This is a genomic window from Pseudomonas syringae (genome assembly GCF_002157375.1).
In the GTDB taxonomy this organism is placed as follows: domain Bacteria; phylum Pseudomonadota; class Gammaproteobacteria; order Pseudomonadales; family Pseudomonadaceae; genus Aquipseudomonas; species Aquipseudomonas syringae_T.
The window spans coordinates 44,957-70,076 of sequence record NZ_MTSA01000006.1 but is presented as its reverse complement, the minus strand read 5'-3'; the positions used below and the strand labels follow the sequence as shown (position 1 = coordinate 70,076).

The 25,120-nt window shown below is 59.4% G+C and carries 25 protein-coding genes; 13 read left to right on the top strand and 12 right to left on the bottom strand.

The window, feature by feature from the left end; all coding sequences use genetic code 11:
• Positions 1-15 precede the first annotated feature (15 nt).
• Positions 16-1,245 (top strand): N-acetylmuramoyl-L-alanine amidase, encoded by a 1,230-nt coding sequence (locus BW686_RS09035; protein ID WP_084915990.1) that lies wholly within the window; start codon positions 16-18, stop codon positions 1,243-1,245.
• 4 nt (positions 1,246-1,249) lie between these two features.
• On the opposite strand, the gene BW686_RS09030 is transcribed toward BW686_RS09035, so the two are convergent.
• Positions 1,250-1,627, bottom strand: a complete 378-nt coding sequence (locus BW686_RS09030; RefSeq protein WP_084915989.1) for a glutamine synthetase — start codon at positions 1,625-1,627, stop codon at positions 1,250-1,252.
• A gap of 140 nt (positions 1,628-1,767) precedes the next feature.
• On the opposite strand from BW686_RS09030, the gene zigA reads away from it, so the two are divergent.
• Both zigA and BW686_RS09020 read left to right on the top strand, forming a co-directional pair.
• Complete coding sequence (zigA, locus tag BW686_RS09025; RefSeq protein ID WP_084915988.1) at positions 1,768-2,979, top strand: zinc metallochaperone GTPase ZigA; 1,212 nt, start codon at positions 1,768-1,770, stop codon at positions 2,977-2,979.
• Positions 2,979-3,629, top strand: coding sequence for a DUF1826 domain-containing protein (locus BW686_RS09020; RefSeq protein WP_084915987.1), 651 nt, complete (start codon positions 2,979-2,981; stop codon positions 3,627-3,629). The genes zigA and BW686_RS09020 overlap by 1 nt, the downstream gene beginning before the upstream one ends.
• 5 nt (positions 3,630-3,634) lie before the next feature.
• On the opposite strand, the gene BW686_RS09015 is transcribed toward BW686_RS09020, so the two are convergent.
• Positions 3,635-4,006: an NADH:ubiquinone oxidoreductase gene (locus BW686_RS09015; RefSeq protein WP_084915986.1), complete on the bottom strand. Its 372-nt coding sequence runs from the start codon at positions 4,004-4,006 to the stop codon at positions 3,635-3,637.
• Between the two features lie 52 nt (positions 4,007-4,058).
• On the opposite strand from BW686_RS09015, the gene BW686_RS09010 reads away from it, so the two are divergent.
• Positions 4,059-5,030, top strand: coding sequence for a CobW family GTP-binding protein (locus BW686_RS09010; RefSeq protein WP_084916160.1), 972 nt, complete (start codon positions 4,059-4,061; stop codon positions 5,028-5,030).
• A gap of 69 nt (positions 5,031-5,099) precedes the next feature.
• Here the strand turns inward: BW686_RS09010 and BW686_RS09005 are convergent, their stop codons facing one another.
• Positions 5,100-5,492, bottom strand: a complete 393-nt coding sequence (locus tag BW686_RS09005; protein WP_084915985.1) for a DUF3301 domain-containing protein — start codon at positions 5,490-5,492, stop codon at positions 5,100-5,102.
• Between the two features lie 118 nt (positions 5,493-5,610).
• On the opposite strand from BW686_RS09005, the gene pdxY reads away from it, so the two are divergent.
• On the top strand, positions 5,611-6,477 hold the full coding sequence (gene pdxY / locus BW686_RS09000) for a pyridoxal kinase PdxY (protein WP_084915984.1): 867 nt from the start codon (positions 5,611-5,613) through the stop codon (positions 6,475-6,477).
• 49 nt (positions 6,478-6,526) lie between these two features.
• On the opposite strand, the gene BW686_RS08995 is transcribed toward pdxY, so the two are convergent.
• A complete protein-coding gene (locus tag BW686_RS08995) occupies positions 6,527-7,012 on the bottom strand; it encodes an acyl-CoA thioesterase (protein WP_084915983.1) in 486 nt (161 codons plus the stop codon).
• Positions 7,013-7,304: 292 nt separating this feature from the next.
• Between BW686_RS08995 and BW686_RS08985 the strand changes: the two genes are divergently transcribed.
• On the top strand, positions 7,305-9,068 hold the full coding sequence (locus BW686_RS08985) for a cation:proton antiporter (RefSeq protein ID WP_084915982.1): 1,764 nt from the start codon (positions 7,305-7,307) through the stop codon (positions 9,066-9,068).
• 39 nt (positions 9,069-9,107) lie between these two features.
• Here BW686_RS08985 and BW686_RS08980 read toward each other — a convergent pair whose 3' ends face one another.
• The 3 genes from BW686_RS08980 to uvrD form a co-directional block, all read right to left on the bottom strand.
• A complete protein-coding gene (locus BW686_RS08980) occupies positions 9,108-9,515 on the bottom strand; it encodes an SMI1/KNR4 family protein (protein ID WP_084915981.1) in 408 nt (135 codons plus the stop codon).
• A gap of 131 nt (positions 9,516-9,646) precedes the next feature.
• The gene (locus BW686_RS08975; RefSeq protein ID WP_084915980.1) at positions 9,647-10,489 is read right to left on the bottom strand and encodes a Tim44 domain-containing protein; all 843 of its coding nucleotides are present in this window, start codon (positions 10,487-10,489) and stop codon (positions 9,647-9,649) included.
• Positions 10,490-10,718: 229 nt separating this feature from the next.
• A complete protein-coding gene (gene uvrD, locus BW686_RS08970; protein ID WP_084915979.1) occupies positions 10,719-12,902 on the bottom strand; it encodes a DNA helicase II in 2,184 nt (727 codons plus the stop codon).
• A gap of 318 nt (positions 12,903-13,220) precedes the next feature.
• On the opposite strand from uvrD, the gene hexR reads away from it, so the two are divergent.
• Complete coding sequence (gene hexR / locus BW686_RS08965) at positions 13,221-14,087, top strand: transcriptional regulator HexR (protein WP_054086090.1); 867 nt, start codon at positions 13,221-13,223, stop codon at positions 14,085-14,087.
• Positions 14,088-14,171: 84 nt separating this feature from the next.
• Here the strand turns inward: hexR and BW686_RS08960 are convergent, their stop codons facing one another.
• Positions 14,172-14,483, bottom strand: coding sequence for a hypothetical protein (locus BW686_RS08960; protein WP_084915978.1), 312 nt, complete (start codon positions 14,481-14,483; stop codon positions 14,172-14,174).
• Positions 14,484-14,737: 254 nt separating this feature from the next.
• Here BW686_RS08960 and BW686_RS08955 point away from each other — a divergent pair, with 254 nt between their 5' ends.
• Positions 14,738-14,923: a PA3496 family putative envelope integrity protein gene (locus BW686_RS08955; RefSeq protein WP_179149226.1), complete on the top strand. Its 186-nt coding sequence runs from the start codon at positions 14,738-14,740 to the stop codon at positions 14,921-14,923.
• On the opposite strand, the gene BW686_RS08950 is transcribed toward BW686_RS08955, so the two are convergent.
• Entirely contained in the window at positions 14,877-15,827 is a 951-nt protein-coding gene (locus BW686_RS08950; protein ID WP_084915976.1) for a LysR family transcriptional regulator, read from the bottom strand. The genes BW686_RS08955 and BW686_RS08950 overlap by 47 nt on opposite strands.
• A gap of 207 nt (positions 15,828-16,034) precedes the next feature.
• Between BW686_RS08950 and BW686_RS08945 the strand changes: the two genes are divergently transcribed.
• Complete coding sequence (locus BW686_RS08945; RefSeq protein ID WP_005895054.1) at positions 16,035-17,450, top strand: acetyl-CoA carboxylase biotin carboxylase subunit; 1,416 nt, start codon at positions 16,035-16,037, stop codon at positions 17,448-17,450.
• Between the two features lie 11 nt (positions 17,451-17,461).
• The gene (gene oadA / locus BW686_RS08940; RefSeq protein ID WP_084915975.1) at positions 17,462-19,270 is read left to right on the top strand and encodes a sodium-extruding oxaloacetate decarboxylase subunit alpha; all 1,809 of its coding nucleotides are present in this window, start codon (positions 17,462-17,464) and stop codon (positions 19,268-19,270) included.
• Positions 19,271-19,414: 144 nt separating this feature from the next.
• On the opposite strand, the gene BW686_RS08935 is transcribed toward oadA, so the two are convergent.
• Genes BW686_RS08935 through BW686_RS08925 form a run of 3 tightly spaced genes read right to left on the bottom strand, consistent with a single transcriptional unit; the run spans position 19,415 to position 21,184 of the window.
• Positions 19,415-20,086, bottom strand: coding sequence for a GNAT family N-acetyltransferase (locus tag BW686_RS08935; protein ID WP_084915974.1), 672 nt, complete (start codon positions 20,084-20,086; stop codon positions 19,415-19,417).
• 15 nt (positions 20,087-20,101) lie between these two features.
• Positions 20,102-20,548 carry a GNAT family N-acetyltransferase gene (locus BW686_RS08930; RefSeq protein WP_084915973.1) on the bottom strand — a complete coding sequence of 149 codons (447 nt, stop codon included), beginning with the start codon at positions 20,546-20,548 and terminating at the stop codon, positions 20,102-20,104.
• A 12-nt stretch (positions 20,549-20,560) separates the two neighbouring features.
• Positions 20,561-21,184, bottom strand: a complete 624-nt coding sequence (locus BW686_RS08925; RefSeq protein ID WP_084915972.1) for an FMN-binding negative transcriptional regulator — start codon at positions 21,182-21,184, stop codon at positions 20,561-20,563.
• A gap of 90 nt (positions 21,185-21,274) precedes the next feature.
• Here BW686_RS08925 and pdxR point away from each other — a divergent pair, with 90 nt between their 5' ends.
• From pdxR to BW686_RS08910, 3 genes are all read left to right on the top strand, one after another.
• Positions 21,275-22,837: a MocR-like pyridoxine biosynthesis transcription factor PdxR gene (pdxR, locus tag BW686_RS08920; protein ID WP_084915971.1), complete on the top strand. Its 1,563-nt coding sequence runs from the start codon at positions 21,275-21,277 to the stop codon at positions 22,835-22,837.
• A gap of 53 nt (positions 22,838-22,890) precedes the next feature.
• Entirely contained in the window at positions 22,891-24,102 is a 1,212-nt protein-coding gene (locus BW686_RS08915) for a YeeE/YedE family protein (protein ID WP_084915970.1), read from the top strand.
• 118 nt (positions 24,103-24,220) lie between these two features.
• Entirely contained in the window at positions 24,221-25,108 is an 888-nt protein-coding gene (locus BW686_RS08910) for a bestrophin family protein (protein WP_084915969.1), read from the top strand.
• Positions 25,109-25,120 lie beyond the last annotated feature (12 nt).

Sequence of the window (25,120 nt, the reverse complement as noted above, 5' to 3'; positions counted from 1 at the left end):
TCTTTGAGACATTCCATGCACCGACGCCAAATGCTGCTCAACATGCTACTGGCCAGCGCGGCCCTGACTCTGCCGCTGGGCAGTTACGCCGCGCAGATGCAGATTCGTAATGCTCGCTTGTGGCGTGCCAACGACAAGCTGCGGCTTGTCCTTGATCTGAGCGGTCCGGTGCAATACAAAACGTTCACGCTCACCGCGCCTGATCGGTTGATCATCGATGTCAGCGGTTCACGGCTGACAGGCGATTTCAGTCAGTTGGCGCTTGATCGCACCGTCATCAAATCGATTCGCTCCGGGCACTACGGTACGGGCGATGACACGCGCATCGTTCTGGACCTGACCGCTCCTGTGCAACTCAACAGCTTTCTGCTTGGCCCCGAGGGCGCGCAGGGCCATCGGCTGGTGCTGGACATGAGCGCCACGGCCCGCGTACCGGTGCAGATGGCAGAACTCCCGCCACCTGTCCCGGTTCCGATCCAGAGCAAAGCGCACACCGGACGCGACATTATGGTGGTGGTCGACGCCGGTCACGGTGGCAAAGACCCAGGCGCAGTCGGCTCTCGTGGCGAGCGCGAGAAAGACGTGGTGCTCTCCATTGCCCAATTGCTGGCCAGACGCTTGAAGCGCGAGAAGGGCTTTGATGTGCGCCTGGTGCGTAACGATGATTTCTTCGTGCCGCTGCGTAAGCGTGTCGAGTTCGCGCACAAATCCAACGCCGACATGTTCATCTCTGTGCATGCAGATGCTGCGCCTCGGCTGACGGCTTCCGGTGCTTCGGTGTTTGCGCTGTCCGAAGGCGGTGCAACCTCGGCGACGGCGCGCTTCATGGCGCAACGGGAGAATGGCGCGGACCTGTTGGGGGCGACGTCGCTGCTCAATCTCAAGGATAAAGACCCGATGCTGGCCGGCGTCATTCTCGACATGTCGATGAACGCTACTATCGCGGCCAGCCTGCAATTGGGCCACACGGTATTAGGCAGCCTGGAAGGCATTACCACGCTGCATCAGAAACGCGTGGAACAGGCCGGGTTTGCGGTGCTGAAATCGCCGGACGTGCCGTCGATTCTGGTCGAAACCGGATTCATCTCCAACAGCCGCGACAGCCAGCGGCTCGTCACGGCGCGCCATCAACAGGCCGTTGCAGACGGATTGTTCGATGGCCTGCAACGCTATTTCCAGCGCAACCCGCCAGTGGATTCGCACATGGCCTGGGTGCAGGCGCAGAAGCGTGAACAGCAGGTTTGATCCATCAGTGGCAGCCGTTCAGTCGGCTGCAGGTGATCTTGCTGCGCGTACCGCTTGAACTCGATACCCGCGTGATCGTCGTCCAGCCCACGCGCTGAACGGTGCCCACCCACGCTTCGCCGTTCGAGGCCAGCCCGGTAAAAAACGTCAGTTGGCCATAGCGGCTATTGGTCTGAGCCCAACGCCGGTTGTCGATTCGTTCGTACCCTCTCAACCAGGTCGTCGGCCCGGCGGTCACCACGCTGTAGCTATTGCCCAGCGCGTCGTTGCACGCCAGTACCGTTGCGCTGCGTGTGCAGCGTGCGAGATCCGGAGCAACGGCCATTGCGTCTGCACTGGCCAGCGCCAGCAGCATGATCACGCCCGTTATCAGTCCTTTCATGAAAAACCCGTCATCGAGGTCAGTAGCTATTTTTGCTTGTTATACTATAACATCATGTAGTGATTAGAGTCGGCTGCCTGAAGGGTTCGTTGCAGCCGACATGAACAAGGCCCAAGCCTTGCACCGCCTGGAGAATCCTGATGTCGAACCGTCTACCTGTCACCGTACTGTCCGGCTTTCTCGGTGCCGGTAAAAGCACTCTACTCAATTACATACTGCGTAATCGTGAAAATTTGCGCGTGGCCGTTATCGTCAATGATATGAGCGAGATCAACATTGATGGCAGCGAAGTTCAGCGTGATGTCAGCCTGAATCGTGCCGAAGAAAAGCTGATTGAAATGAGCAACGGCTGCATCTGCTGCACGTTGCGCGAGGACTTGCTCGAAGAAGTCAGCCGTCTCGCTCAGGACGGGCGCTTTGACTACCTGTTGATCGAATCCACAGGCATTTCCGAACCGCTGCCCGTGGCCGAGACCTTCACCTTCCGTGATGAAGCGGGCAAGAGTCTGACCGACCTCGCGCGGCTGGACACGATGGTGACCGTGGTCGACGGGGTGAATTTCCTGCTTGATTACGAAGCAGCCGATGGCCTGGCCACACGCGGCGAAACCCTCGGTGAAGACGATGACCGTTCAATTACTGACCTGCTGATCGAGCAGATCGAGTTTGCGGACGTCATTCTGCTCAGCAAGATCGACCTGATCAGCTCCAGCGAGCGAGCGGAGCTGATGGCGATTCTGAAACGCCTGAATCCCGATGCCGACATCGTGCCGATGGTCATGGGCCAGGTGCCCTTGGCGAAGATCCTCAACACCGGGCGTTTCGACTTCGAGCGTGCTTCCCAGGCCCCAGGCTGGCTGAAAGAGATGCGCGGTGAACACGTGCCCGAAACCGAAGAATACGGCATCGCTTCGACGGCCTATCGCGCTCGTCGTCCCTTTCATCCGCAACGCTTCTTCGATTTCATCAATCAACCCTGGACCAACGGCAAACTGCTGCGCTCCAAGGGTTTCTTCTGGCTGGCCAGCAAATACAAGGATGCGGGGAGCTGGTCGCAGGCGGGCGGCTTGATGCGCCATGGTTTCGCCGGACGCTGGTGGCGTTTTGTAGGCCGTGACAGTTGGCCTGAGGACAAGGAAAGCGTGGCCTCGATTCTTGAAAACTGGTCCACCGAAACCGGAGACTGTCGTCAGGAGCTGGTGTTTATCGGGCAGAACATCGATTTTGCACGGCTGACGTCCGAGCTGGACGGCTGCCTGCTTACCGACGCCGAGATGGCAGAGAGTGTTGAATCCTGGCGCAAACTGGATGATCCGTTCGGGTCCTGGCATATGGAAGAGGTGGCTGCCTGATGCTTGCTCCTCTTCTGAAATACCCTTCATCGGTGCGTCAGGTTCAAGACGACATGCCCGCAGTCTTGAGCCAGGTGCTGGAAGACGACGTCAATCTTGCGGTCTGGCAGCGCCGTTTACCCGCGCACATCGAAGACTTCAGCACCTTGCTGCTGTCGATGAACGAGCCGCTCGCCGAATCGATGACCCTTGAGGTGAAGGGCGGCGATGTCGAGCCGAATCTGAGCATGCTGGCGTCGGGCTATGCCGATCTGCAGGGTTACCAAGGCTTCGTTGCCGACGTTTCGTGGCTGGTGAGCGCCTACGCCTGCCTGCTGGGTGCCGACTGCGTCGGTCTGCGCCTGAGGGTGCTGGACAAGGCCATGTGCCCGCGCTTCCATGTGGATCACGTGCCGGTGCGCCTGATTACCACCTATGGCGGAGTCGGCAGCCAGTGGCTGCACGAAGACGTGATGGACCGCAAGCAGCTCGGTCGCCCTGACGCCGAACCGTGTGACGCTGCGCAGATCCAGCAGATCGGCAGCGGCGATGTGGCGCTGCTCAAGGGCGAGCGCTGGAAGGGTAACGAGGGGTTCGGCCTGATCCATCGCTCGCCGCCGTTGGCGCATAACGAGCGCAGGCTGATTCTGACCCTGGACTGGCTTGCATAGGCTGATTACGGCGTTATCCACTGACCTTTGCTCTGGCCCTCGCAAAACGGCTTGAGGTACAACGCGTCACCGGCGACGCCGTAATAGTGGATGTTCTCGCGGTAAGGCATATTGGCAACCTGCGCATTGCTGCAGACGCCAAACGCGCCGGTCGGGCATTGCGCCGAATAGGTGGTTTCGGTCTTTTGCCCGGCCAGTTCTGGCTGGCAGAACCCGTCCTTGAACAGGTCCGTCGGGATGTTGATATTTTCCTGGCAGACTTTGACGTCGAGCCGCTCTGCCTGGCTGTGTACCAGGCACGCCTCGGCCCATGCCAGACCTGAAGACATCGCCAGCGAGATCAGCGCCAGGCGAGCAGTCAGCCGTATTGCTTGCATCGTTACCTTCCCTTGCTCTTCAATGACCCACGCTTTCGTCAAAAGTGATCCCATGCTGCAGAACATCCCCACGCACGTCATCGGTGGCCCGCTGGGCGCCGGCAAGACCAGCCTGATCAAACGCCTGCTGGCGCAGAAACCCGACAACGAACGTTGGGCTGTGTTGATCAACGAGTTTGGTCAGATCGGCCTGGACGCCGCGCTACTGAACACGGCTGCCGATGGTATCGCACTTGGTGAAGTGGCTGGCGGCTGCCTGTGTTGCGTCAATGGTGTGCCGTTCCAGATCGGCCTGGGACGATTGTTGCGCAAGGCCCGACCTGATCGTTTATTGATCGAACCCTCGGGCCTTGGGCATCCTGCGCAACTGATGGCGCAGTTGCGTGAAGCACCCTGGCGCGGCGTGCTGTCTGTCCAGCCCAGCGTGATGGTGCTGGACTCGGCAGCAATGGCCGCAGGCTTTCCGTTGCCCGATACCCAGCAGGAGGCGCTGGCGGACGCAGGTCTGGTGGTCATGAACAAATCCGAACAACTGGACCCGCCGTCGCGTTACGCACTGGCTGCACGGTTGAAGTCGCACACGTTGCTCTGGACCCGCCACGGAGAGCTGTCGCTGCAGAGCCTGCCGGGTTTTGTCGGCGGACCGGCTGTGGATAAACAGGCTGTGGATAACCTGACATTACCCGCCGGCATCGGCCAGTTGCCTGCGCTCTGGACGGACCCACGTGTGCCGATCTGCCTTAGTCAAAGCAGTCCTGACGGCTGGAGTATCGGCTGGCGCTGGCACGCGTCGCAGCAATTTGACCTGCAACGGGTGCTGCAATGGCTGGAGAGCATGACGTGGCAACGGGCGAAAATGGTTATCCACAGCAACGGCGGCTGGTATTCGGGCAACGTCTCACATGGCGCACCGATTGCTTGGCAAATCAGCGAGTGGCGGCAGGATTCGCGCCTGGAATTGATCTTTTCCACACCGCAGGATGTGGATAAGTTGCAGGCGCAGATGGCCGACTGCCGGATGTGACGCCTTGCTCAAGATCGGACGCAGCGCAATGTCATCACACCGAAGCGTCGCAACGAGCGTTATGCGCGACTACTGCTTCCACTTCTGGTGCGATTGACGCCATTCGCTCATCTGAATGATTTCTGCGCTGGGCGGTGGTGTCTTGATTTCGAACGGGTAGGGCGCCAGTTCAATGTGCGCGGTGTGGGCGCCAAACATTGTGATCGTACCGGGGTGGCGCTGTTCGCCGGTGACGGTGAACTCGAAGCCATACACCCGGGCCAGACGCTTGCGGCCTTGGGCGTCGAGGGCGAATGTCAGGCGACGCAGGGCGACGGCGTCGTCCAGCAGTTGGAGTTCGAGCCGCGCGCAGTGCTGTTTGACACGCGCCAGCGCTTTTTCACGCAAACCATGGGCGTGCCACCACCAGGCCGCGGCGCTCGCGAACAGCATCAGCACGAAGATGTTTCCCAGGGTCAGCATGACGGAGTGCTCCAACGTAGGAGTGACCAGCTTAACTGTCCTGAGTGATTTACAGCCATACTGCGGCACTTATATTTCTCATAATTGCATTTGCATCGTGTTCAGGATTCTACCCGTCATGAAACGTACGCCTCACTTGCTCGCCATTCAGTCCCATGTGGTGTTCGGCCACGCCGGCAACAGCGCAGCGGTGTTCCCGATGCAGCGTATCGGGGTCAATGTCTGGCCGCTCAACACGGTTCAGTTCTCCAACCACACTCAGTACAAGCAATGGACGGGTGAAGTGCTGGCTCCGCAGCAGATTCCGGCATTGATCGACGGCATTGCGGCGATTGGCGAGCTGGGCAACTGTGATGCCGTTTTGTCCGGATACCTGGGCAGTGCGGCGCAGGGCCGGGCGATTCTGACCGGTGTAGCACGCATCAAGGCCGCCAACCCCAAGGCGTTGTACCTGTGCGACCCGGTGATGGGCCATCCGGAAAAAGGCTGCATTGTCGCACCGGAGGTCGGTGATTTTCTGTTGGAAGAGGCGGCCGCGATGGCGGACTTCATGTGCCCCAATCAGCTGGAACTGGACAGCTTCTCGGGTCGCAAGCCCGATTCATTGCTCGATTGCCTCGCAATGGCCCGAGCGCTGTTGGCACGAGGCCCGAAAGCCGTGGTGGTCAAACACCTGGATTATCCCGGCAAGGCTGCCGAGGGTTTCGAAATGCTGCTGGTGACCGCCGATGCAAGCTGGCATCTGCGTCGTCCGCTGCTGGCGTTCCCGCGTCAGCCGGTGGGTGTGGGCGACCTCACGTCCGGTCTGTTCCTGGCGCGGGTGCTTTTGGGCGACGACCTGGTGGCCGCATTCGAATTCACCGCCGCCGCTGTCCACGAAGTATTGCTGGAAACCCAGGCCTGCGGCAGCTATGAACTTGAGCTGGTCCGTGCTCAGGATCGTATCGCGCACCCACGGGTGAAGTTCGAAGCGGTACGGCTCTGAGACAGGTGTGTCATCAGCGGCTCGGGCGTCCTTGCCTGAGCCTGATGGATTACACCGCTTCTTCTTTGATGTCCTGATAACGCTTTTCCAGTTCCTGACGCAGCTGGCGGCGTTGCTGTGCCTGGATATAACGGCGCTTGGCATCGGCAGATTCCGGTTCCAGAGGCGGGACGCTGGCGGGCTTGCGGTTGTCGTCGACGGCAACCATCGTGAAGAAGCAGCTGTTGGAATGACGAACCGAGCGCTCGCGGATGTTTTCGGTCACCACTTTGATGCCGACTTCCATCGAGGTATTGCCGGTGTAATTGACCGATGCCAGAAAGGTCACCAGCTCGCCGACATGCACAGGCTCGCGAAAAATCACCTGATCCACCGACAGTGTCACCACGTAGCGCCCGGCGTAACGGCTTGCGCACGCATAGGCCACTTCGTCCAGGTACTTGAGCAAGGTACCGCCGTGTACGTTGCCAGAGAAATTGGCCATGTCCGGGGTCATCAATACAGTCATCGACAGCTGGGCGTTTCCGGGTTCCATAGCGTACTCACACGGTCAAGGTGTTCAAGGGACGCCTATGCTGGCGCTCAGAAGGGCTTGCGACAGTTATCGGGACGCTGGCCAGCGGGCGACCGTCACGCCTCATAACTATCTGTTTCCATATATTGCACCGGCTTTATGTCGAAGGGGGCAGTGATAACCTGCAAAAACCTGTGGATCGGGTTTTTTCTTACGTTTTAATCGGATTTTGATGACGAAGCGGGTGGCTGACGCCTTACGAGGCGTGGCGATATCGGTTCAGGACGTCATCATCAAAAGGAGCTTTGCCACCATGCATGCCATCAATTTCATTCAGGACCTGGCAGTGATCATGCTGGTGGCCGGTGTGGTGACCATCCTCTTTCATCGCCTCAGGCAACCGGTGGTGTTGGGTTATATCGTCGCGGGTTTCATCATCGGCCCGCACACGCCGCCGGTCAGCCTGATCCATGATGAGGAGACCATCAAGATTCTGGCCGAACTCGGGGTGATTTTCCTGATGTTCTGCCTGGGGCTGGAGTTCAGCCTGCGCAAGCTGTTCAAGGTCGGTGCTACCGCGTTCATCGCGGCTTTTCTCGAAATTGCGCTGATGATCTGGATCGGCTACGAGATCGGTCAGTTCTTCGGCTGGAAAACCATGGACTCGCTGTTTCTCGGCGCCATTCTGGCGATTTCCTCGACCACCATCATCGTCAAGGCGCTCAACGACCTGAAGATGAAGAACCAGCATTTTGCCCAATTGATCTTCGGCGTGTTGATCGTCGAAGACATCTTGGGCATCGGCATTATTGCGCTGCTGTCCGGCATCGCCGTCAGCGGTTCGGTCAGTTCGGGCGAAGTGTTTTCCACCGTGGGCAAGCTGTCGCTGTTCATGATCGTGGCGCTGGTGGTCGGCATCCTGTTGGTCCCGCGCTTGCTGTCTTACGTGGCCAGATTCGAAAGCAACGAGATGCTGCTGATCACCGTGCTGGGCTTGTGCTTCGGCTTCTGCCTGCTGGTGGTCAAGCTGGAATACAGCATGGTGCTGGGCGCGTTTCTGATCGGCGCGATCATGGCCGAGTCCCGTGAGCTGCTGAAGATCGAACGATTGATCGAGCCGATTCGTGACCTGTTCAGCGCCATCTTCTTTGTCGCCATCGGGTTGATGATCGACCCGAAAATCCTGCTGGAATACGCTTTGCCCATCGCTGTCATCACCGTTGCCGTGGTGTTGGGCAAGATGATTTCCTGCGGGCTTGGGGCCTTTATCGCAGGCAACGATGGCCGCACCTCACTGCGCGTGGGCATGGGGCTGTCACAGATTGGCGAGTTTTCCTTTATCATCGCGGCATTGGGCATGACCTTGCAGGTCACCAGCGATTTTCTGTATCCGGTGGCTGTCGCCGTCTCGGCCATCACCACGTTGCTGACCCCGTACCTCATTCGCGGCGCTGACCCGCTCTCGCTCAAGCTCGCAGCGATCATGCCCCGGCGCGTTGCGCGGGTGTTCGGCATGTACGGTGAGTGGCTGCGCAGTATTCAGCCGCAAGGGCAAAGCGCGGTGCTTGCCGGGATGATTCGGCGGATTCTGCTGCAGGTCGGGGTCAACCTGGCGCTGGTGATGGCGATCTTCTTCAGCGGCGGCTATTTCGCTGAACGTCTTGGCGGGTATATGAACGAGTGGGTGGCCGATGTCAGCCACCAGAAAGCCTGGATCTGCGGCGCGGCATTGCTGTTGTCGCTGCCCTTTTTGATCGCGGCGTACCGCAAGCTCAAGGCGCTGTCGATGTTGCTGGCAGAGATGGGCGTGAAGCCCGAGATGGCGGGTCGACATACCGTGCGCGTGCGCAAGGTGGTGGCGGAAGTGATTCCGCTGTTGTCGTTGGTGGTGATCTTCGTGATGCTGGCGGCGCTGTCGGCAAGCATCCTGCCGGCCAACGAGTTGCTGCTGGTCGTTGCCCTGGTTGCCGCTCTGGTCGCTGCGCTGCTGTGGCGCTGGCTGATTCGCGTACACACACGGATGCAGATCGCGCTGCTGGAGACGCTGGGGAACAATCAGGAATCGTCCGGGCATTGAGCCCGGCGATCCCCTTGCAGCCTTTGCGGTGGGGGTGTCTCAGCTTTCCAGCCAGACATCCCGAGCCCAGTGCCAGACCGACTCCCAGCTTTCTTCGGTGACCAGTTCTTCTTCGGCGGACCACAGCACTACCGTGCCGTCTTCCTCGACGCAGTAATAGTCGTCACCGTCCTGACAGATCGGGATCAGCTCGCGCGGCACGCCCAGGTCCCAGGCAGTCGCACACACTTCCGGCAGATAGGTGCGTGACTGCGGATCGGTCACAGTGACCGGCTCAAGGCTGCCATACACCACATCGCTGACCGTCAGGAGAAACTCCTTGAAGACGAACGGGATGTTGATGAACAGCTGTTCCTCGATCTCGACCAGTTGGTCCTCGTCGGGCAGTTCAAGCGGAACCGGGACCGGCTCGTTAGCTTCACGCAATTGTTCGATGACTTCTTCCACGACACGGATCCTCTCACTTGATGGCGCGGGTTATACAGTAGCGTAAAGCCTTTCTCAAAATAACTATCCGAACGGATAAACAAAAAACCCCGGACATGTCCGGGGTTCTGAACGCGAGAACGTAATCTGGTTCAACCGTTCTGGCGAATTCCTGCTACCAGCCAAGGCTGATTGTCACCTTGCGGTCGCTCCATGTTCCAGCTTTCACTGAACACTTCGCCCTGATCAAAGCGCGAGGTCTTGGAAACGCCGGAGAAGGTCAGGGTCGCGATGGTCTTGTCGGCACGATCATCCACACCGTCCAGTTGAACATTGAGGTTCTCAATGTAAGTCGACTGGAAACCGTCGCCCAGATCCGCACGTTCCTTTTTCAGGAACTGGAGCATTTGCGGAGTGACGAACTCGGCGATCTTGTCCATCTCGTTGGCGTCCCAGTGCTGTTGCAGCGACTGAAAGTGGCCGCGAGCGGCTTCCAGAAAGCGCTCCTCATTGAACCAGGCCGGTGCGTTGATCACGGGCGCAGCGGAAGCGGGTGCTGAACTGCCGAAAATCGGGTTCTGTACCGGCTGGCTGGTTTCACGCTGATAAGGGGCACCGGCAGGGGCCATTTTAGGCTGTTGCTGCTGACGACGGCGCGCGATAAAGCGGAAGATCAGGAAGGCTATAAGGCCCATGATCAGGATGTCGAACAGTTGCAGGCCGTTGAAGCCGTCACCCATGAACATCGACGCAAGCAGGCCACCGGCAGCGATACCGGCCAACGGGCCTAGCCAGCGGGAGGCACCGCTTGCAGCAGGGGCAGGGCGGCCAGCGGCGTTAGGCGCAGCTGCTGGAGCGGCCGGCGCAGTCTGGCGGGCCTGATGCGTAGGCGCCGAGCCCATGCTCTTGCCGCCACCGAAGCGCGCGGCGTTCACATCCAGACTCATGGTGAGCCCGATGCAAAGCGCCATCGCGATGCTAAGAAAACGTTGCATATGGGTATTCCCGTTTTGTGATTGCATGCGCGCCATGTTGCACAGCGTAGGCCTGTGTGACCAGCGCGTTAGTGTTTCGGACTTTTACACAAACAGCGTAGGACTTTTCAGCGCGCTTCGTAAGACCGGGTAATCCAATCTGACAGCGGACCGGGCGCCGTTTCGCTTTTGCAGAAGTGGATTTGTCCGAGATCTGCCGGGTACCGGCAGCAAAACGGACTCCAGAGTGCTACAACGGCACTAGTTTCGCGTAGCCCATCATCAGCCACTTGCTGCCATCGGCGAAGTTGACCTGCACGCGTGCCTGAGCGCCAGCGCCTTCGAAGTTGAGGATCACGCCTTCGCCGAACACCGCATGCTGCACGCGCTGGCCCATCGTGAACTCGGTTTCCGGAATGCCGGTGCCGTTGAACAGGCTGCTGCTGTTGAATTTCGGCGTGCCACCGAACGGACGGTTGACGCTATTGGACAGGCGGACCTCCTGAATCAGCGCAGGCGGTATTTCGCGGACGAAGCGCGACACCTTGTTGTAGGTTTCGCTGCCATACAGACGACGCGTCTCGGCGTAGGTCATCACCAGTTGTTTCATGGCGCGGGTGATGCCGACGTAGGCCAGACGGCGCTCTTCTTCCAGACGGCCAGGCTCTTCCAGGCTCATCTTGTGCGGGAACAGCCCTTCTTCCATGCCCACCAGAAACACGTGCGGGAATTCCAGGCCCTTGGCGCTGTGCAAGGTCATCAGCTGAATGCTGTCCTCATGCTCCTGCGCCTGGGTATCGCCAGCTTCCAGTGAAGCGTGACCCAGAAAGGCCGCTAATGGCGTCAGGTCCTCTTCACTTTCGTGGTTTTCGAAAGCCCGTGCGGCGCTGACCAGTTCCTCAAGGTTTTCTACCCGAGCCTGGCCTTTCTCGCCTTTTTCCTGTTCGTGATAAGCGATCAGCCCGGATTGCTCGATGACGGTCTGGGTCATCAGGTGCAGCGGCATTTCCATTACCTTGGCCGACAGGTTCTCGATCAGCTCGATAAACCCGCCCAGGGCCGTGGCCGCACGGCCGGTCAGGCCCTTGTTGGCGACCAGCAGGCGCATGGCTTCCCACATTGAAACGTCGGCATGACGCGCATGCTCACGAATGGCTTCGACGGTTTTTTCACCGATGCCGCGTGCCGGAACGTTGATGACCCGCTCCAGCGCTGCATCGTTGCCACGACCTTCCAGCAGGCGCATATACGCCATCGCGTTCTTGATTTCGGCGCGCTCGAAGAATCGCTGCCCGCCATAGATACGGTAAGGAATGCGTTCGCGCAACAGTGCTTCTTCCAGCACCCGCGATTGGGCGTTGGAGCGGTAGAGAATGGCGATGTCGTTACGCGAGATACCGGTTTTCAACGCGCTCTCGATGGTCTCGACCACGTAGCGTGCTTCGTCGTGTTCGTTGAAGGCTGCGTACAGGTTGATCAGTTCGCCGTCGCCGACATCGGTCCACAATTCCTTGCCCAAGCGACCGCTGTTGTTGACGATCAAGCCGTTGGCAGCCTTGAGGATGCTCGCCGTCGAGCGGTAGTTCTGCTCCAGGCGGATCACTTCGGTGTCCGGGAAGTCGGACGAATACTGGTGAATGTTCTCGATTTTCGCGCCGCGCCAGCCGTAGATGGACTGATCGTCGTCGCCGACCACCATCAGGCTGTCGCCGCCCTGGGCCAGCAGACGCAACCAGGCGTACTGCACGGCGTTGGTGTCCTGGAACTCGTCGACCAGTACGTGACGGAAACGTCGCTGATAATGCGCGAGCAGGCCCGGATTATCGCGCCACAGGTCCAGCGCCCTGAGCAGCAGCTCGGAGAAGTCGATGACGCCTGCACGTTGGCAGGCTGCCTCATAGGCTTCGTAGACGCTTTTCATGGTGGTCAGGAACAGGTCGCCGCTGGCCTGAATATGCTTAGGGCGCAGGCCTTCGTCCTTCTGACCGTTGATGAACCACTGAGCCTGACGCGCAGGCCAGCGTTGCTCGTCCAGGCCCAGCTCGCGCATCACACGCTTGACCAGACGCTGCTGGTCATCGCTGTCGAGAATCTGGAAGGTCTGCACCAGGCCGGCTTCCTGCCAGTGCGCACGCAACAGGCGGTGCGCCAGGCCGTGGAAAGTGCCTACCCACATGCCCGCCGGGCTGATGCCCATCAGCTGTTCGATGCGGTGGCGCATCTCGGCAGCCGCCTTGTTGGTGAACGTCACCGACAGGACTGAATGCGGGGAGGCTTGCTCGACCTGCATCAGCCATGCGATGCGATGCACCAGCACACGGGTTTTGCCCGAGCCGGCACCGGCCAGGACCAATTGACGCCCCAGTGAGGCCGCTACGGCCTGACGCTGGGCATCGTTAAGGGAATTCAGAAGAAGAGAGAGATCATCGCGCATCGGCGCATTCTAGGGTGCCGCGCGATGACGGGCAAACCATGCTTTGCGTCGGGCAGCAAAAAACGAGCGGTGCAGACGACCGGTCATCGCCTGCGATGTGGATCTAAGGTGTGCAGGCTACCTTTACTCGACAGGCACAGGCTGCACGGGCTCGAGATGACCCCTGATGTAGGATTATTCCCACATTTTTTTCCGAATTGTCTTTTTAGAGCCTGTGAAATACGTCTCGGCGTCGTTTAACTGGGCGGCTTGCAGGTCATGTAGTATAACTACAAGAAAGCTACAGCCAGCCCACCATCCTCTTGCCGAGTCTGCCTCTTGAATCTGCTGCAACACATCGCCCAGTCACGTCATCTGCTTCGCAAATCGGAGCTCAAGGTAGCCGACCATGTGCTGCTTGACCCTGCGGCCGTGATGCACAGCTCTATGGCTGATCTGGCGCACAGCGTCGGGATCAGCGAGCCGACCATCGTGCGCTTTTGCCGCGCCATCGGTTGCACCGGGTTTCAAGACCTCAAGCTCAAGCTGGCGCAAAGCCTGGCGGCGGGCGCCAGTTTCGGGCAGTTCGCTATTCATGAAGACGATTCGGTCGCCGATTACAGCCTGAAGATTTTCGACACCACGCTGCACACACTCATGGAAGTGCGCGAGAACCTTGACCCGCATGCCTTGCAACTGGCGGTGACGGCGATGGCCGGCGCTAACCGGGTCGAGTTCTACGGGTTCGGTGCGTCGGGTGCGGTGGCTGCCGATGCGCAGCACAAGTTCTTCCGGCTGCTGCTGACGGCGGCGGCGTATTCTGATCCGCACATGCAGGCGATGTCGGCGGTCACCCTCAAGCCGACAGATGTCGCGGTGTGCATTTCCCAGTCCGGACGCTCCAAGGATCTGCTGATCACGGCCAATCTGGTCCGCGAGAGCGGCGCTACCCTGATCACCCTGTGCCCGAGCCAGACGCCGCTGGCCGAGCTGTCATCGGTCAATCTGGCCATCGACGTGCATGAAGACACGGAAATCTACACGCCGCTGACCTCGCGCATCGCGCATCTGGTGGTCATCGATGTGCTGGCAATGGGCGTCGCGATGGCGCGCGGCCCGAGTCTGGTCAACCACCTCAAGAGCGTCAAACGCAGCCTGCGCGGCTTGCGCCTGTCGCCTAAGTCGATCAAGACCCACGAAGACTGAATCAAGTTACAGCAGCGAAGAAAGCCCTCTCCGGAAACCCTGAGGCGTCTGGAGAGAGCTGTCTCTGAATCTGTTGTGTGCCGATCAATGTATGACGGTTATGTCATCGATGCTGACCAGCAGCTTATCGTCCTGATAAATCCAGACAGAGGTAATGGTCGGGTCGCTTGGCTGGGTGTATATGACGGGTGCCTCGCTCAGGACTTGCAGACCGAAATCTTCTGTTTTGTAGGTCAGGTTCAGAACCAGTTGGCCGGCACCACCCAGTGTGTTGCTGACGGACAGGATGGGGAACGTGTTGCTGGCGGTTGTAGGTACGAGGCCTGCTACTGTCAGGGTGTTCACGTGCGCCGTTCTGTCATCGCGCACAGTCCAGTTTTTGTTTTTGCTAGTCATTGGTTAGCTCCTTGCTAATAAATTGTTGGATTCGTGAATTGCGTCCTGCAGGGCTAGTTTGCGTTTGGCGGACCGGCCAAAGGCAATACATATGTATTTTTTGAGATATTTTGACGAGTGCTCAGCGAAAGTTCATTGATCTGTCACCTGCGTGCCGCCGGGCTGTCATCGTTGCGCTCCATTCTGGTGCTCCCGTAAAACGTATTGGGAGACAGGACATGGCTCGGCACTACGATGATTTGCCCAACAGCACCGTGAAAACCCGCCGTCAGCAGGAAGATCAGCGTCGCATGGAGTTTCGTCGGGCGATTGAAAGCTACAGCGAGGCGCGTCAGCTCAACCAGGAGCTTTGCGACTACATGGACGGGGTCACGAATTCTGTCTGGCAGACTGTCACACCGCCCGCGGTCGACCGTCGAAGCGCTCGACAAGCTGGCTGATCTGCGCGCGTTCGGTGCGGATGAACGCCAGAAAGGCATGTGCCACGGGTGACAGGCGTTTGTCCCTGGCCTGAACCACGCACCAGCTTCGGTATAACGGCAGCTCCGCCACAGGCAGCTCGACGAGTGCGCCAGTGGCGAGTTCCTGACAGACCGCGTGCCGCGTCAGCAAGGCGAGGCCCAGCCCGGCAACCACGCATTCGCGTTGCGCCTCACTGGAAGACACCTCAAGCGTTTGCGCGAAATGCACGCGTTTTTCTTTGAAGTATTCCTCGCAGGCCCGACGGGTGCCTGAACCCGTTTCCCGGGTCAGCAGCGGCCAGGGCTCCAGATCCCTCAGGCTCAATGTTTCACGACTGCTCAATGGATGATCCGGCGGCGCTATGGCGACAATCGGATTATTGAGGAAGGGCAGAAACTCCAGCCCCATGTCCTGTGGCACTGCCGACATCACCACCAGATCGTCGCGGTTATCCGACAATCGCCTGATGATCTGCGCACGGTTGACCACCATCAGGCTCAGACTGACTTCCGGGTAACGGCGTTTGAACGCGGCGAACAGGTGCGGAATGAAATACTTGCAGCTCGACTCCACCGCCAGCTTCAACTGTCCCTGCAGCGAACCCTGCATGTCCGAGAGCTGCATATCCAGATTTTCCAGGCGCCCGAAAATATCCCGACTGGCCAATTGCAGCGCTTCGGCGGCCTCCGTCATGTAGAGCTTTTTGCCAACATACTCGAACAGCGGCTGGCCGATCAGCTCTTCAAGCTGCCGGATCTGCAGACTGACAGCGGGCTGGGTCAGGGACATTTCTTCCGCTGCGCGGCTGTATGAACGCAGATCACACACTTCATTGAAAATGCGCAACTGACGCAATGTCATGCGCATCAATGACTTACGCATTTATAAATACCTTTCGGACGTTGCCGGGAAATCGACTATAAGCTTTTGCTTATGCATCACCCAACTTTTACTCATTTTTGTTAATCCCTGATCCGGAATAGGGTGTGCCTGCGACATTGAGTCACATGCCCGGTTACAAAAAAGCGCAAGTGCAACGCTTACCAGGATGTGCTGACCGGTTTGGTCTTTAGGGTCGAGGAATCATCAGTGATAACAAAAATTCTGATCGCCAACCGCGGAGAGATTGCCGTCCGCATCGTGCGTGCATGTGCCGAAATGGGCATTCGCTCGGTGGCGATATTCTCCGACGCGGACCGGCATGCCTTGCACGTGAAACGTGCTGACGAAGCCTACAGTATTGGTGCCGAACCGCTGGCGGGTTACCTGAACCCGCGCAAGCTGGTGAATCTGGCGGTGGAAACCGGTTGCGATGCGCTGCACCCCGGTTACGGTTTTCTCTCGGAAAACGCCGAGCTTGCTGATATCTGCGCCGAACGTGGCATCAAGTTCATCGGCCCTTCGGCAGAAGTGATTCGCCGCATGGGCGACAAGACTGAAGCGCGGCGCAGCATGATCAAGGCCGGGGTGCCGGTGACTCCCGGTACGGAAGGCAATGTGGCCGATATCCAGGAGGCACTGGTCGAAGGCGAGCGCATTGGCTACCCGGTCATGCTCAAGGCCACTTCCGGTGGTGGCGGGCGCGGTATTCGGCGGTGCAACAGTCGTGAAGAACTGGAGCAGGCGTTCCCTCGGGTGATTTCCGAGGCGACCAAAGCCTTTGGTTCGGCGGAAGTCTTTCTGGAAAAGTGCATCGTCAATCCCAAGCACATCGAAGCGCAGATTCTCGGCGACAGCTTCGGCAATGTTGTGCATCTGTTCGAGCGCGACTGTTCGATTCAACGGCGTAACCAGAAGCTGATCGAGATCGCGCCCAGTCCGCAACTGACGCCTGAACAGCGCGCCTACATCGGCGATCTGTCAGTGCGTGCCGCCAAAGCGGTCGGTTACGAAAATGCGGGCACTGTGGAGTTTCTGCTCGCCGAGGGCGAGGTGTACTTCATGGAGATGAACACCCGGGTGCAGGTCGAGCACACCATCACCGAAGAAATCACCGGTATCGACATTGTTCGTGAGCAGATCCGCATCGCCTCCGGGCTGCCGCTGTCGGTCAAGCAGGAGGACATCATCCATCGCGGTTTTGCGCTGCAGTTCCGGATCAACGCCGAAGACCCGAAGAACAACTTCCTGCCCAGCTTCGGCAAGATCACTCGTTACTACGCACCCGGCGGGCCTGGCGTGCGTACCGACACGGCCATTTATACCGGCTACACGATTCCGCCGTTCTACGACTCGATGTGCCTGAAGCTGATCGTCTGGGCACTGACTTGGGAAGAAGCGATGGACCGTGGCCTGCGTGCGCTGGATGACATGCGCCTGCAAGGGGTGAAGACCACCGCTGCCTATTACCAGGAAATTCTGCGCAACCCGGAATTCCGCAGCGGTGAGTTCAACACCAGCTTTGTCGAAAGCCACCCTGAACTGACCAATTACTCGATCAAGCGCAAACCCGAAGAGCTGGCTTTGGCCATCGCTGCCGCCATCGCCGCACACGCCGGTCTGTAAGGAATATTGAGATGTCCAAAAAGATTTTCGTCACCGACACCATCCTGCGTGATGCTCACCAATCGCTTCTGGCGACCCGCATGCGTACCGAAGACATGCTGCCGATCTGCGGCAAGCTCGACAAGGTCGGCTACTGGTCGCTGGAAGTCTGGGGCGGGGCGACGTTCGACGCGTGTGTGCGTTTTCTCAAGGAAGACCCGTGGGAGCGTTTGCGTCAGTTGCGTGCGGCGTTGCCGAACACACGTCTGCAAATGCTCCTGCGCGGTCAGAACCTGCTGGGCTATCGGCATTACAGCGATGACGTGGTCAAAGCATTCGTGGCCAAGGCGGCAGTCAACGGCATCGACGTGTTCCGCATTTTCGATGCGATGAACGACGTGCGTAACCTGCGCGTTGCCATTGAAGCGGTGAAAGCCGCAGGCAAACATGCGCAGGGCACCATCGCGTACACCACCAGCCCGGTCCATACAATTGAAGCGTTCGTTGCGCAGGCCCGGCAAATGGAAGCGATGGGGTGCGATTCGGTGGCAATCAAGGACATGGCCGGCCTGCTGACGCCCTTTGCCACCGGTGAGCTGGTCAAGGCGCTGAAAGCCGAGCAATCGCTGCCGGTCTTCATTCACTCCCATGACACGGCCGGCCTGGCCGCGATGTGCCAGCTCAAGGCGATCGAGAGTGGCGCGGACCACATTGACACGGCGATCTCCAGCTTCGCTTGGGGCACGAGCCATCCGGGCACCGAATCGATGGTCGCGGCGCTCAAGGGCAGCGAGTTCGATACCCGGCTGGACCTGGAACTGCTGCAGGAAATCGGCCTGTATTTCTACGCGGTGCGTAAGAAATATCACCAGTTCGAGAGCGAATTCACTGCGGTCGATACCCGCGTGCAGGTCAATCAGGTGCCCGGTGGAATGATTTCCAACCTGGCCAACCAGCTCAAGGAGCAAGGCGCGCTCAACCGCATGGGCGAAGTGCTGGCGGAAATCCCTCGGGTGCGCAAAGACCTGGGTTATCCACCGCTGGTGACACCGACCTCTCAAATCGTCGGCACCCAGGCGTTCTTCAACGTGCTGGCGGGCGAGCGTTACAAGACCATCACCAATGAAGTGAAGCTCTATTTGCAAGGCGGCTACGGCAAGGCGCCGGGTCAGGTGGATGAGAAGCTGCGTCGTCAGGCGATTGGCAATGAGGAGCTGATCGATGTGCGTCCCGCCGACCTGCTTCGGCCGGAGATGACCAAACTGCGCGCCGACATTGGCGCACTGGCCGCGTCCGAAGAGGACGTGCTGACGTTCGCCATGTTCCCGGACATTGGCCGCAAGTTTCTTGAAGAGCGCGCAGCCGGGACGCTGACGCCGGAAGCGTTGTTGCCGATTCCCGAGGCGGGAAGCGTGGCCAGGGCGGGCGGTGAGGGCGTGCCGACCGAGTTCGTCATCGATGTACACGGCGAGACCTACCGGGTTGATATCACCGGTGTGGGCGTCAAGGCCGAGGGCAAGCGCCACTTCTATCTGTCCATCGACGGCATGCCGGAAGAGGTCGTGTTCGAACCGCTCAACGAGTTTGTCGGCGGCGGCGCCAGCAAGCGCAAGCAGGCCCACGCACCGGGCCACGTCAGCACCACCATGCCGGGCAACATCGTCGATGTGCTGGTCAAGGAAGGCGATGTGGTCAAAGCCGGTCAGGCCGTACTGATTACCGAAGCCATGAAGATGGAAACCGAAGTCCAGGCATCCGTCGCCGGCAAGGTGGTGGCGATCCACGTCGCCAAAGGCGACCGCGTCAATCCGGGCGAGATACTGGTCGAGATCGAAGGCTGATCACGCGCCTCACAGCATTCAACTGTTTACCTCAGGGAAGCACTCGTGGCTTCCCTTTTTTTATTCTGTGCATGTGCAGCCTGACCCAGCGTTTATCGTGCCAACGCGGAGCGTGGGAACGAGAATCGGTGGCGGCTGCGCAGTTCACTGCCGAAACGCTTCAAGCCCCTTGATCTGCTGTCCGCCCGTGAAGTTATCCACAGCCAGCCAGCGTTCGAACGCTTTTTGCCGTTCTGGCCATTCATGGTCGAGCATCGAATACCAATCCGTGTCTCTGCTCTGGCCCTTCACCACCATGTGCTGGCGGAAGGTGCCTTCGTAGCTGAAGCCGAATCGATCAGCCGCGCGTTTGGAGCGTGCGTTGTGGGCGTTGCATTTCCATTCCAGGCGTCGATTGCCCAGCGCAAAGGCTTCTTTGGCCAGCAGGTAAATGGCTTCGGTGCCTTTTGGGGTGCGTTGCATGGCCGCGCTGAAGGTCACGTGGCCTATTTCGATCCGGCCATGTGCGGCAATGATCGACATCAGGCTGATGACCCCTTCTGCCTTGTCGGTCTGTTGATCGATGATCGTATAAAACCACGGGTCGGAAGCGGTCTGGTGCCCGGTCAGCCACGCATCGAACGCATTGCGTTCGTTAAACGGGCCGTAAGGCAGATAGTCCCACAGCTTCGGGTCGGCATCCGGGCCTTGAAGCGCGGCCCACACGTCATCACCGTGACGCACGGCATCAAGCTTTTCCAGACGAACGAAGTGGCCTGTCAGGGTTCGGGTTGTCGGCAATGTGGCGGCTTGCCAGTCGAGCGGCGTGTCAGACATGAATCACTTCCTGTTTCAGAGCGCTTTGCGAAATTGAATAAGCCCGGGTCGTTCGGCAATCCGCTCGTACAGCTGAATGGCCGTGGCGTTGGTTTCATGGGTGAGCCAGTACACTTTGTCGCAGCCATCGGCCTGGGCGGTGGCGTAGACACATTCGATCAGTTGTCTGCCAATGCCTGTGCCACGCTGCTCGGGCGCCACAATGAGGTCTTGCAGGTAGCACACATTGTTGAGGCTCCAGTTGGAGCGATGGTAGATGAAGTTCACCATGCCCACCGCCTTGCCATCCCGCCACGCCAGCGCTGAATGAGTCGGTTCGTCTGGGTCGATCAGGCGCCGCCAGGTCTCTTGGCTCACGCTATCAGCCAGTTGTGTCTTGTAAAAGCTCAGGTAAGCCTGCCACAGCGGCAGCCAGGCGTGATGATCGTCAGCAGTGACGGGGCGGATGCGAACATCAGTCATGAGATTCTCCCTTTAACTCATCCAGCGAGCGATTTGCCGGTCGTTTGCGTCCGGGCTTGCGGCGAGGCCATCTCGCACGCCTGCGATGTCCCGGGCCGTGCGGTTCTGGCTGAGTTTGCGTTTGCCCTGCAGACGCTGCACGGGAATGGCAAAGCCGACAATCGCCCCCAGCATTTTTTCAATGTAGTCCGCAGGCGCATCATGGATTGACCACGGCTGTGCGCGTCCGGACTCGTGCCGATGGGTCAGGCTGCTCAGCAACTGATGCAGTTGCGCCGGGTCGGTGAAGCCGGTGGCCTGACCGTAGGCGTGTACGGCCAGATAATTCCAGGTGGGCACGACCTTGCCATGTTCGGCTTTGCTCGGGTAGAACGACGGGCTCACATAAGCATCGTCGCCCGGGAATATCACCATCACATCGGCACCGGCATTCAACTGCTGCGATTGCGGGTTGGCTTTGGCCAGGTGCCCGTAAAGCGTGCCATAAAGGCCCTCGTCCCGGCGTAACAGCAACGGCAGATGAGTCGCCTGCAAACCGTCCTCACCGTGAGTCACCAGAATCGCAAGGCGGGTCTGATCCATTTGCTCGTGCAGGTTGAGCGTGTCGTTTTCCTGGAACGCATCAGGTCTGTACATGGCAGTTTTCCTTGGCCGATGAAGAAATCCTAGGCAAGGCATTGGTTCATTGTAAGATCCATTTTCGACAGATTTCATGAGGCCAATCGAATGCCTGCAGACCGCGTTGCATTCCCGTCCACGCTGACCGGCATTGAGCTGGACCCGCGCCAAGGCTTGAGCAAGCAACTTTATGCGGTTATGCGTGAGCAGATTCTCGACGGGCGCTTGAGCAGCGGAACACGGTTACCGGCCAGCCGCGACCTGGCCAGGTCTTTGGCGATCTCCCGTAACAGCGTCATGCGCGCTTACGATCAACTCCACGCCGAGGGTTTTCTTGAGGGGCGGGTGGGCGATGGCACGTATGTAGCGCAGTTTTCCGAAGGTCGCGGTGCGCTTCACCGCAGCCCTCACAGAAAACTATCCACCAACTTGTCCACAGGTTTGCGCACAGGGTTATGCACAGCTTTGTCCACAGAATCGCCTGAAAATCTGCCTGAACCCGCTAATCAAGTTATCCACAGCAACGCGATCCATTTGATCGAAAACCATCATTTGAGCGAACCCTCAGGCGAGGTGCCCGGAGCGTTCAGGGTCGGCGTTCCAGCGTTCGATCTGTTCCCGTTCGCGTTGTGGGGCAAGCTCTATGCGGCTTTCTGGCGCAAACCTGATCTCGGCCAACTGGGTTACGGCGCTGCGGCGGGAGAGTGGCGTTTACGAGAGCTGATCGCCGTGTACCTGCGGTCTTCGCGAGGCCTGCAATGCACCGCTGAGCAAATTGTGATCACCAGCGGCGCGCAACACGCAATCAGCCTTTGTTCACAATTGCTGTTGGCACCGGGCGAGGGGGTTGCCGTGGAGAATCCGGGCTACCGCGCTGCCGGCCATGCATTTGCCGTGGCCGGTGCCCGGTTGCAAGGGGTGGCGGTTGATGGCGAGGGCATGCGTTGCGCCGATCTTGATCAGTCGGATTGCAGGTTGGCGTACGTCACGCCGTCGCATCAATACCCCACGGGCGTGGTCATGAGCCTGGCGCGACGTCTGGAACTGCTGGCCTGGGCCGAGAAGAACCAGAGCTGGATCATCGAAGATGATTACGACGGAGAGTACCGATACAGCGGCGCACCGCTGGCGCCCCTGGCAGCGCTCGATCAGGGCGGGCGGGTGCTGTATGTCGGGACGTTTGGCAAGATTGCCTTTCCGGCGTTGCGTCTGGGGTATCTGGTTCTCCCGCCAGCCTTGGTCAAGCCGTTCAGCCAGCGTAAAGCGGTCGACATGCGCCACACCGAAATCAGTGTGCAGGCGGTCATGGCGCAGTTCATCGCGGCAGGGCATTTTCAGCGACACATTCGCCGTATGCGCCGTGCGGCGCTGAGTCGTCGTGACGCGTTGCTGGCCGGTTGGCCGGAGGGTATATCTGGCTGCGCCGCGATGCCCAAAGTGGTGGCGGGCCTGCATGTGATGGTCAAAGTGGACAGCGTTGCCCGTGAGCAAGCGTTGATTGCCAAGGCCAGAAGCGTCGGCGTCGAAATGAACGCGTTGAGTGAGTACTGGTTGCCCGACTCCAGCGAACCTGTGGATAACCGCGCCGGGCTGGTGCTGGGCTTCGCCGCCGTGCCGGAGCCGGCGATTGAAGATGCGTTGAACAGGCTGCGCGCGGTCTGGTCGGAGTAGGCCGACAGTACCCGTATACTCTGCACTTTCTGCTACCTGTCTTTGAGATACCCATGAACAACTCTCTTTCTGCAACACCCGGACGCAAGTTCGGCGCGCCACTGGCTGCGCTGTTCCTGCTGCTGATGGGCGCCCAGTTCCTGCTACTCAGCGTGGGCACACGCCAGGTCATGCTGTGGATCGTAGGCGCCGCGCTGGGCGTCACGCTCTACCACGCCGCCTTCGGTTTCACGTCGGCATGGCGGGTTTTTATCCGTGAACGACGGGGCGCCGGCTTACGGGCGCAAATGGTGATGCTGGCTGTGGCGGTGGTGCTGTTTTTCCCGGCGCTGGGAGCAGGCACGCTCTTTGGTCAGCCGGTCACCGGGCTGGTCGCGCCGGTCGGCATTTCAGTCGTGGTCGGTGCATTCATTTTTGGCATCGGCATGCAGCTGGGAGGCGGTTGTGCGTCTGGCACGCTGTTCACCGCAGGCGGCGGTAATGCGCGGATGCTGGTGACGCTGCTGTTCTTCATCCTGGGCTCTCTGATCGCCACGCATCACGTGGACTGGTGGTTTGCCTTGCCTTCGTTGCCACCGATTTCAGTGGTCAAGACGTTCGGCGTAGTGCCTGCGCTGATCGTCAATCTGGCGCTGTTTGCGTTGATCGCCCTGGTAACCGTCACGCTGGAAAAGCGCCGTCATGGTCAGCTGGAAGCGCCTGTCAGCACTGAGCATCGCGGCTTTTCTCGTGTGCTTCGCGGGCCGTGGATTCTGGTCTGGGGCGCTGTAGCGCTGGCGATTCTGAATTACGCAACGCTGGCGCTGGCGGGTCGTCCGTGGGGCATCACCTCGGCGTTTGCACTGTGGGGGGCGAAAGTGGCCAGCGGTCTGGGAGTCGATGTCGGCAGTTGGGTGTTCTGGCAGAGCGCCGCGAATGCCAAGGCGCTGGCCGCGCCGGTCTGGGAAGACATCACCAGCGTGATGGACATCGGCATCATGCTGGGTGCCTTGCTGGCTGCCGGTCTGGCCGGTCGTTTTGCGCCCAGCCTGGATATCCCGACGCGTTCGCTGGTTGCGGCGGTCATCGGCGGTCTGCTGCTGGGTTACGGCTCGCGGCTGGCCTACGGCTGCAACATCGGCGCTTACTTCAGCGGCATTGCCTCAGGCAGTCTGCACGGCTGGCTGTGGCTGGTCGCGGCTTACGCCGGTAACGTAGTGGGCGTCAGGCTGCGGCCGGTTTTCTTCACTGGCGAACGGCAGCCAGTGGCATTGACTGGCTGCTGAGAACGCCAGAAACCCCGAGGTAAAGCGGCCGTTTGCGAACCATCTGCCGGATTGGCATTCAAAGCCAGTGCAGTAGCGTCCGCATGCGGTTTCGCTTATTCATCCGAGGGGTATTCTTTTGCAGCAGACGATCATTTCGAAAATCCGTTTTCTCGGCAAGACCATCGGGTATGTAGGGTGGTCGCTGTTCTGGCTGCTGATCTGGGACGTTATCGTCACGGTCGATTTCATGCTGTTTCTCGATCGCAAGATCAGCTTGCCGTCCTTACCGTTGACCCTGCTGGGCTCGGCACTGGTGGTGCTGACCAGCTTTCGTAATTCCAGTGCCTACAACCGCTGGTGGGAAGCCCGGACGCTGTGGGGCGCGATGGTCAACAGCTCGCGCAGCTTTGCTCGTCAGGTCCTGACGCTGGTCGAGGACGATGACGGCATCAACCCGGTCAAGGCCATCCTGCTGCGCCGTCACGTGGCCTACGTGAAGTGCCTGTCCGCGCATTTGAAAGGCGTTGAATGCGGTGACGAGATTCAGATGCTGATCCCTCGTGAAGAATTTGAACGCCGTCGCGATACCAACAACTTCCCCAATGATCTGCTCAACACATCGGCTGCGCTGCTGGCGAAGGAATATCAGAGCGGACGGCTGGACAGTATCCGGCTGGCGCGTCTGGAGTCGACGATGGTGGACATTTCCAATTGCCAGGGCGGCATGGAGCGTATCGCCAACACGCCGTTGCCTTATCCGTACGTGGCGTTTCCGAGGCTGTTCATCACGCTGTTCTGCCTGATCGTACCGATTGGTCTGGTGGAAACCCTGGGCTGGTTCACGCCGCTGGCGTCCACGGTGGTGGGCTTCATGCTGTTGGCCATCGAAAAAATCGGCACCGACCTGCAAAGCCCGTTTCGGGCCAGCGAACACGTGATTCAGATGAATGCGCTGTGCGAAAACATCGAGCGCAATCTGGATTCGATGCTCAGGGGCGCACAAGAAGAATGCAAGGCGTCGTAAAAAAAAGGGGGA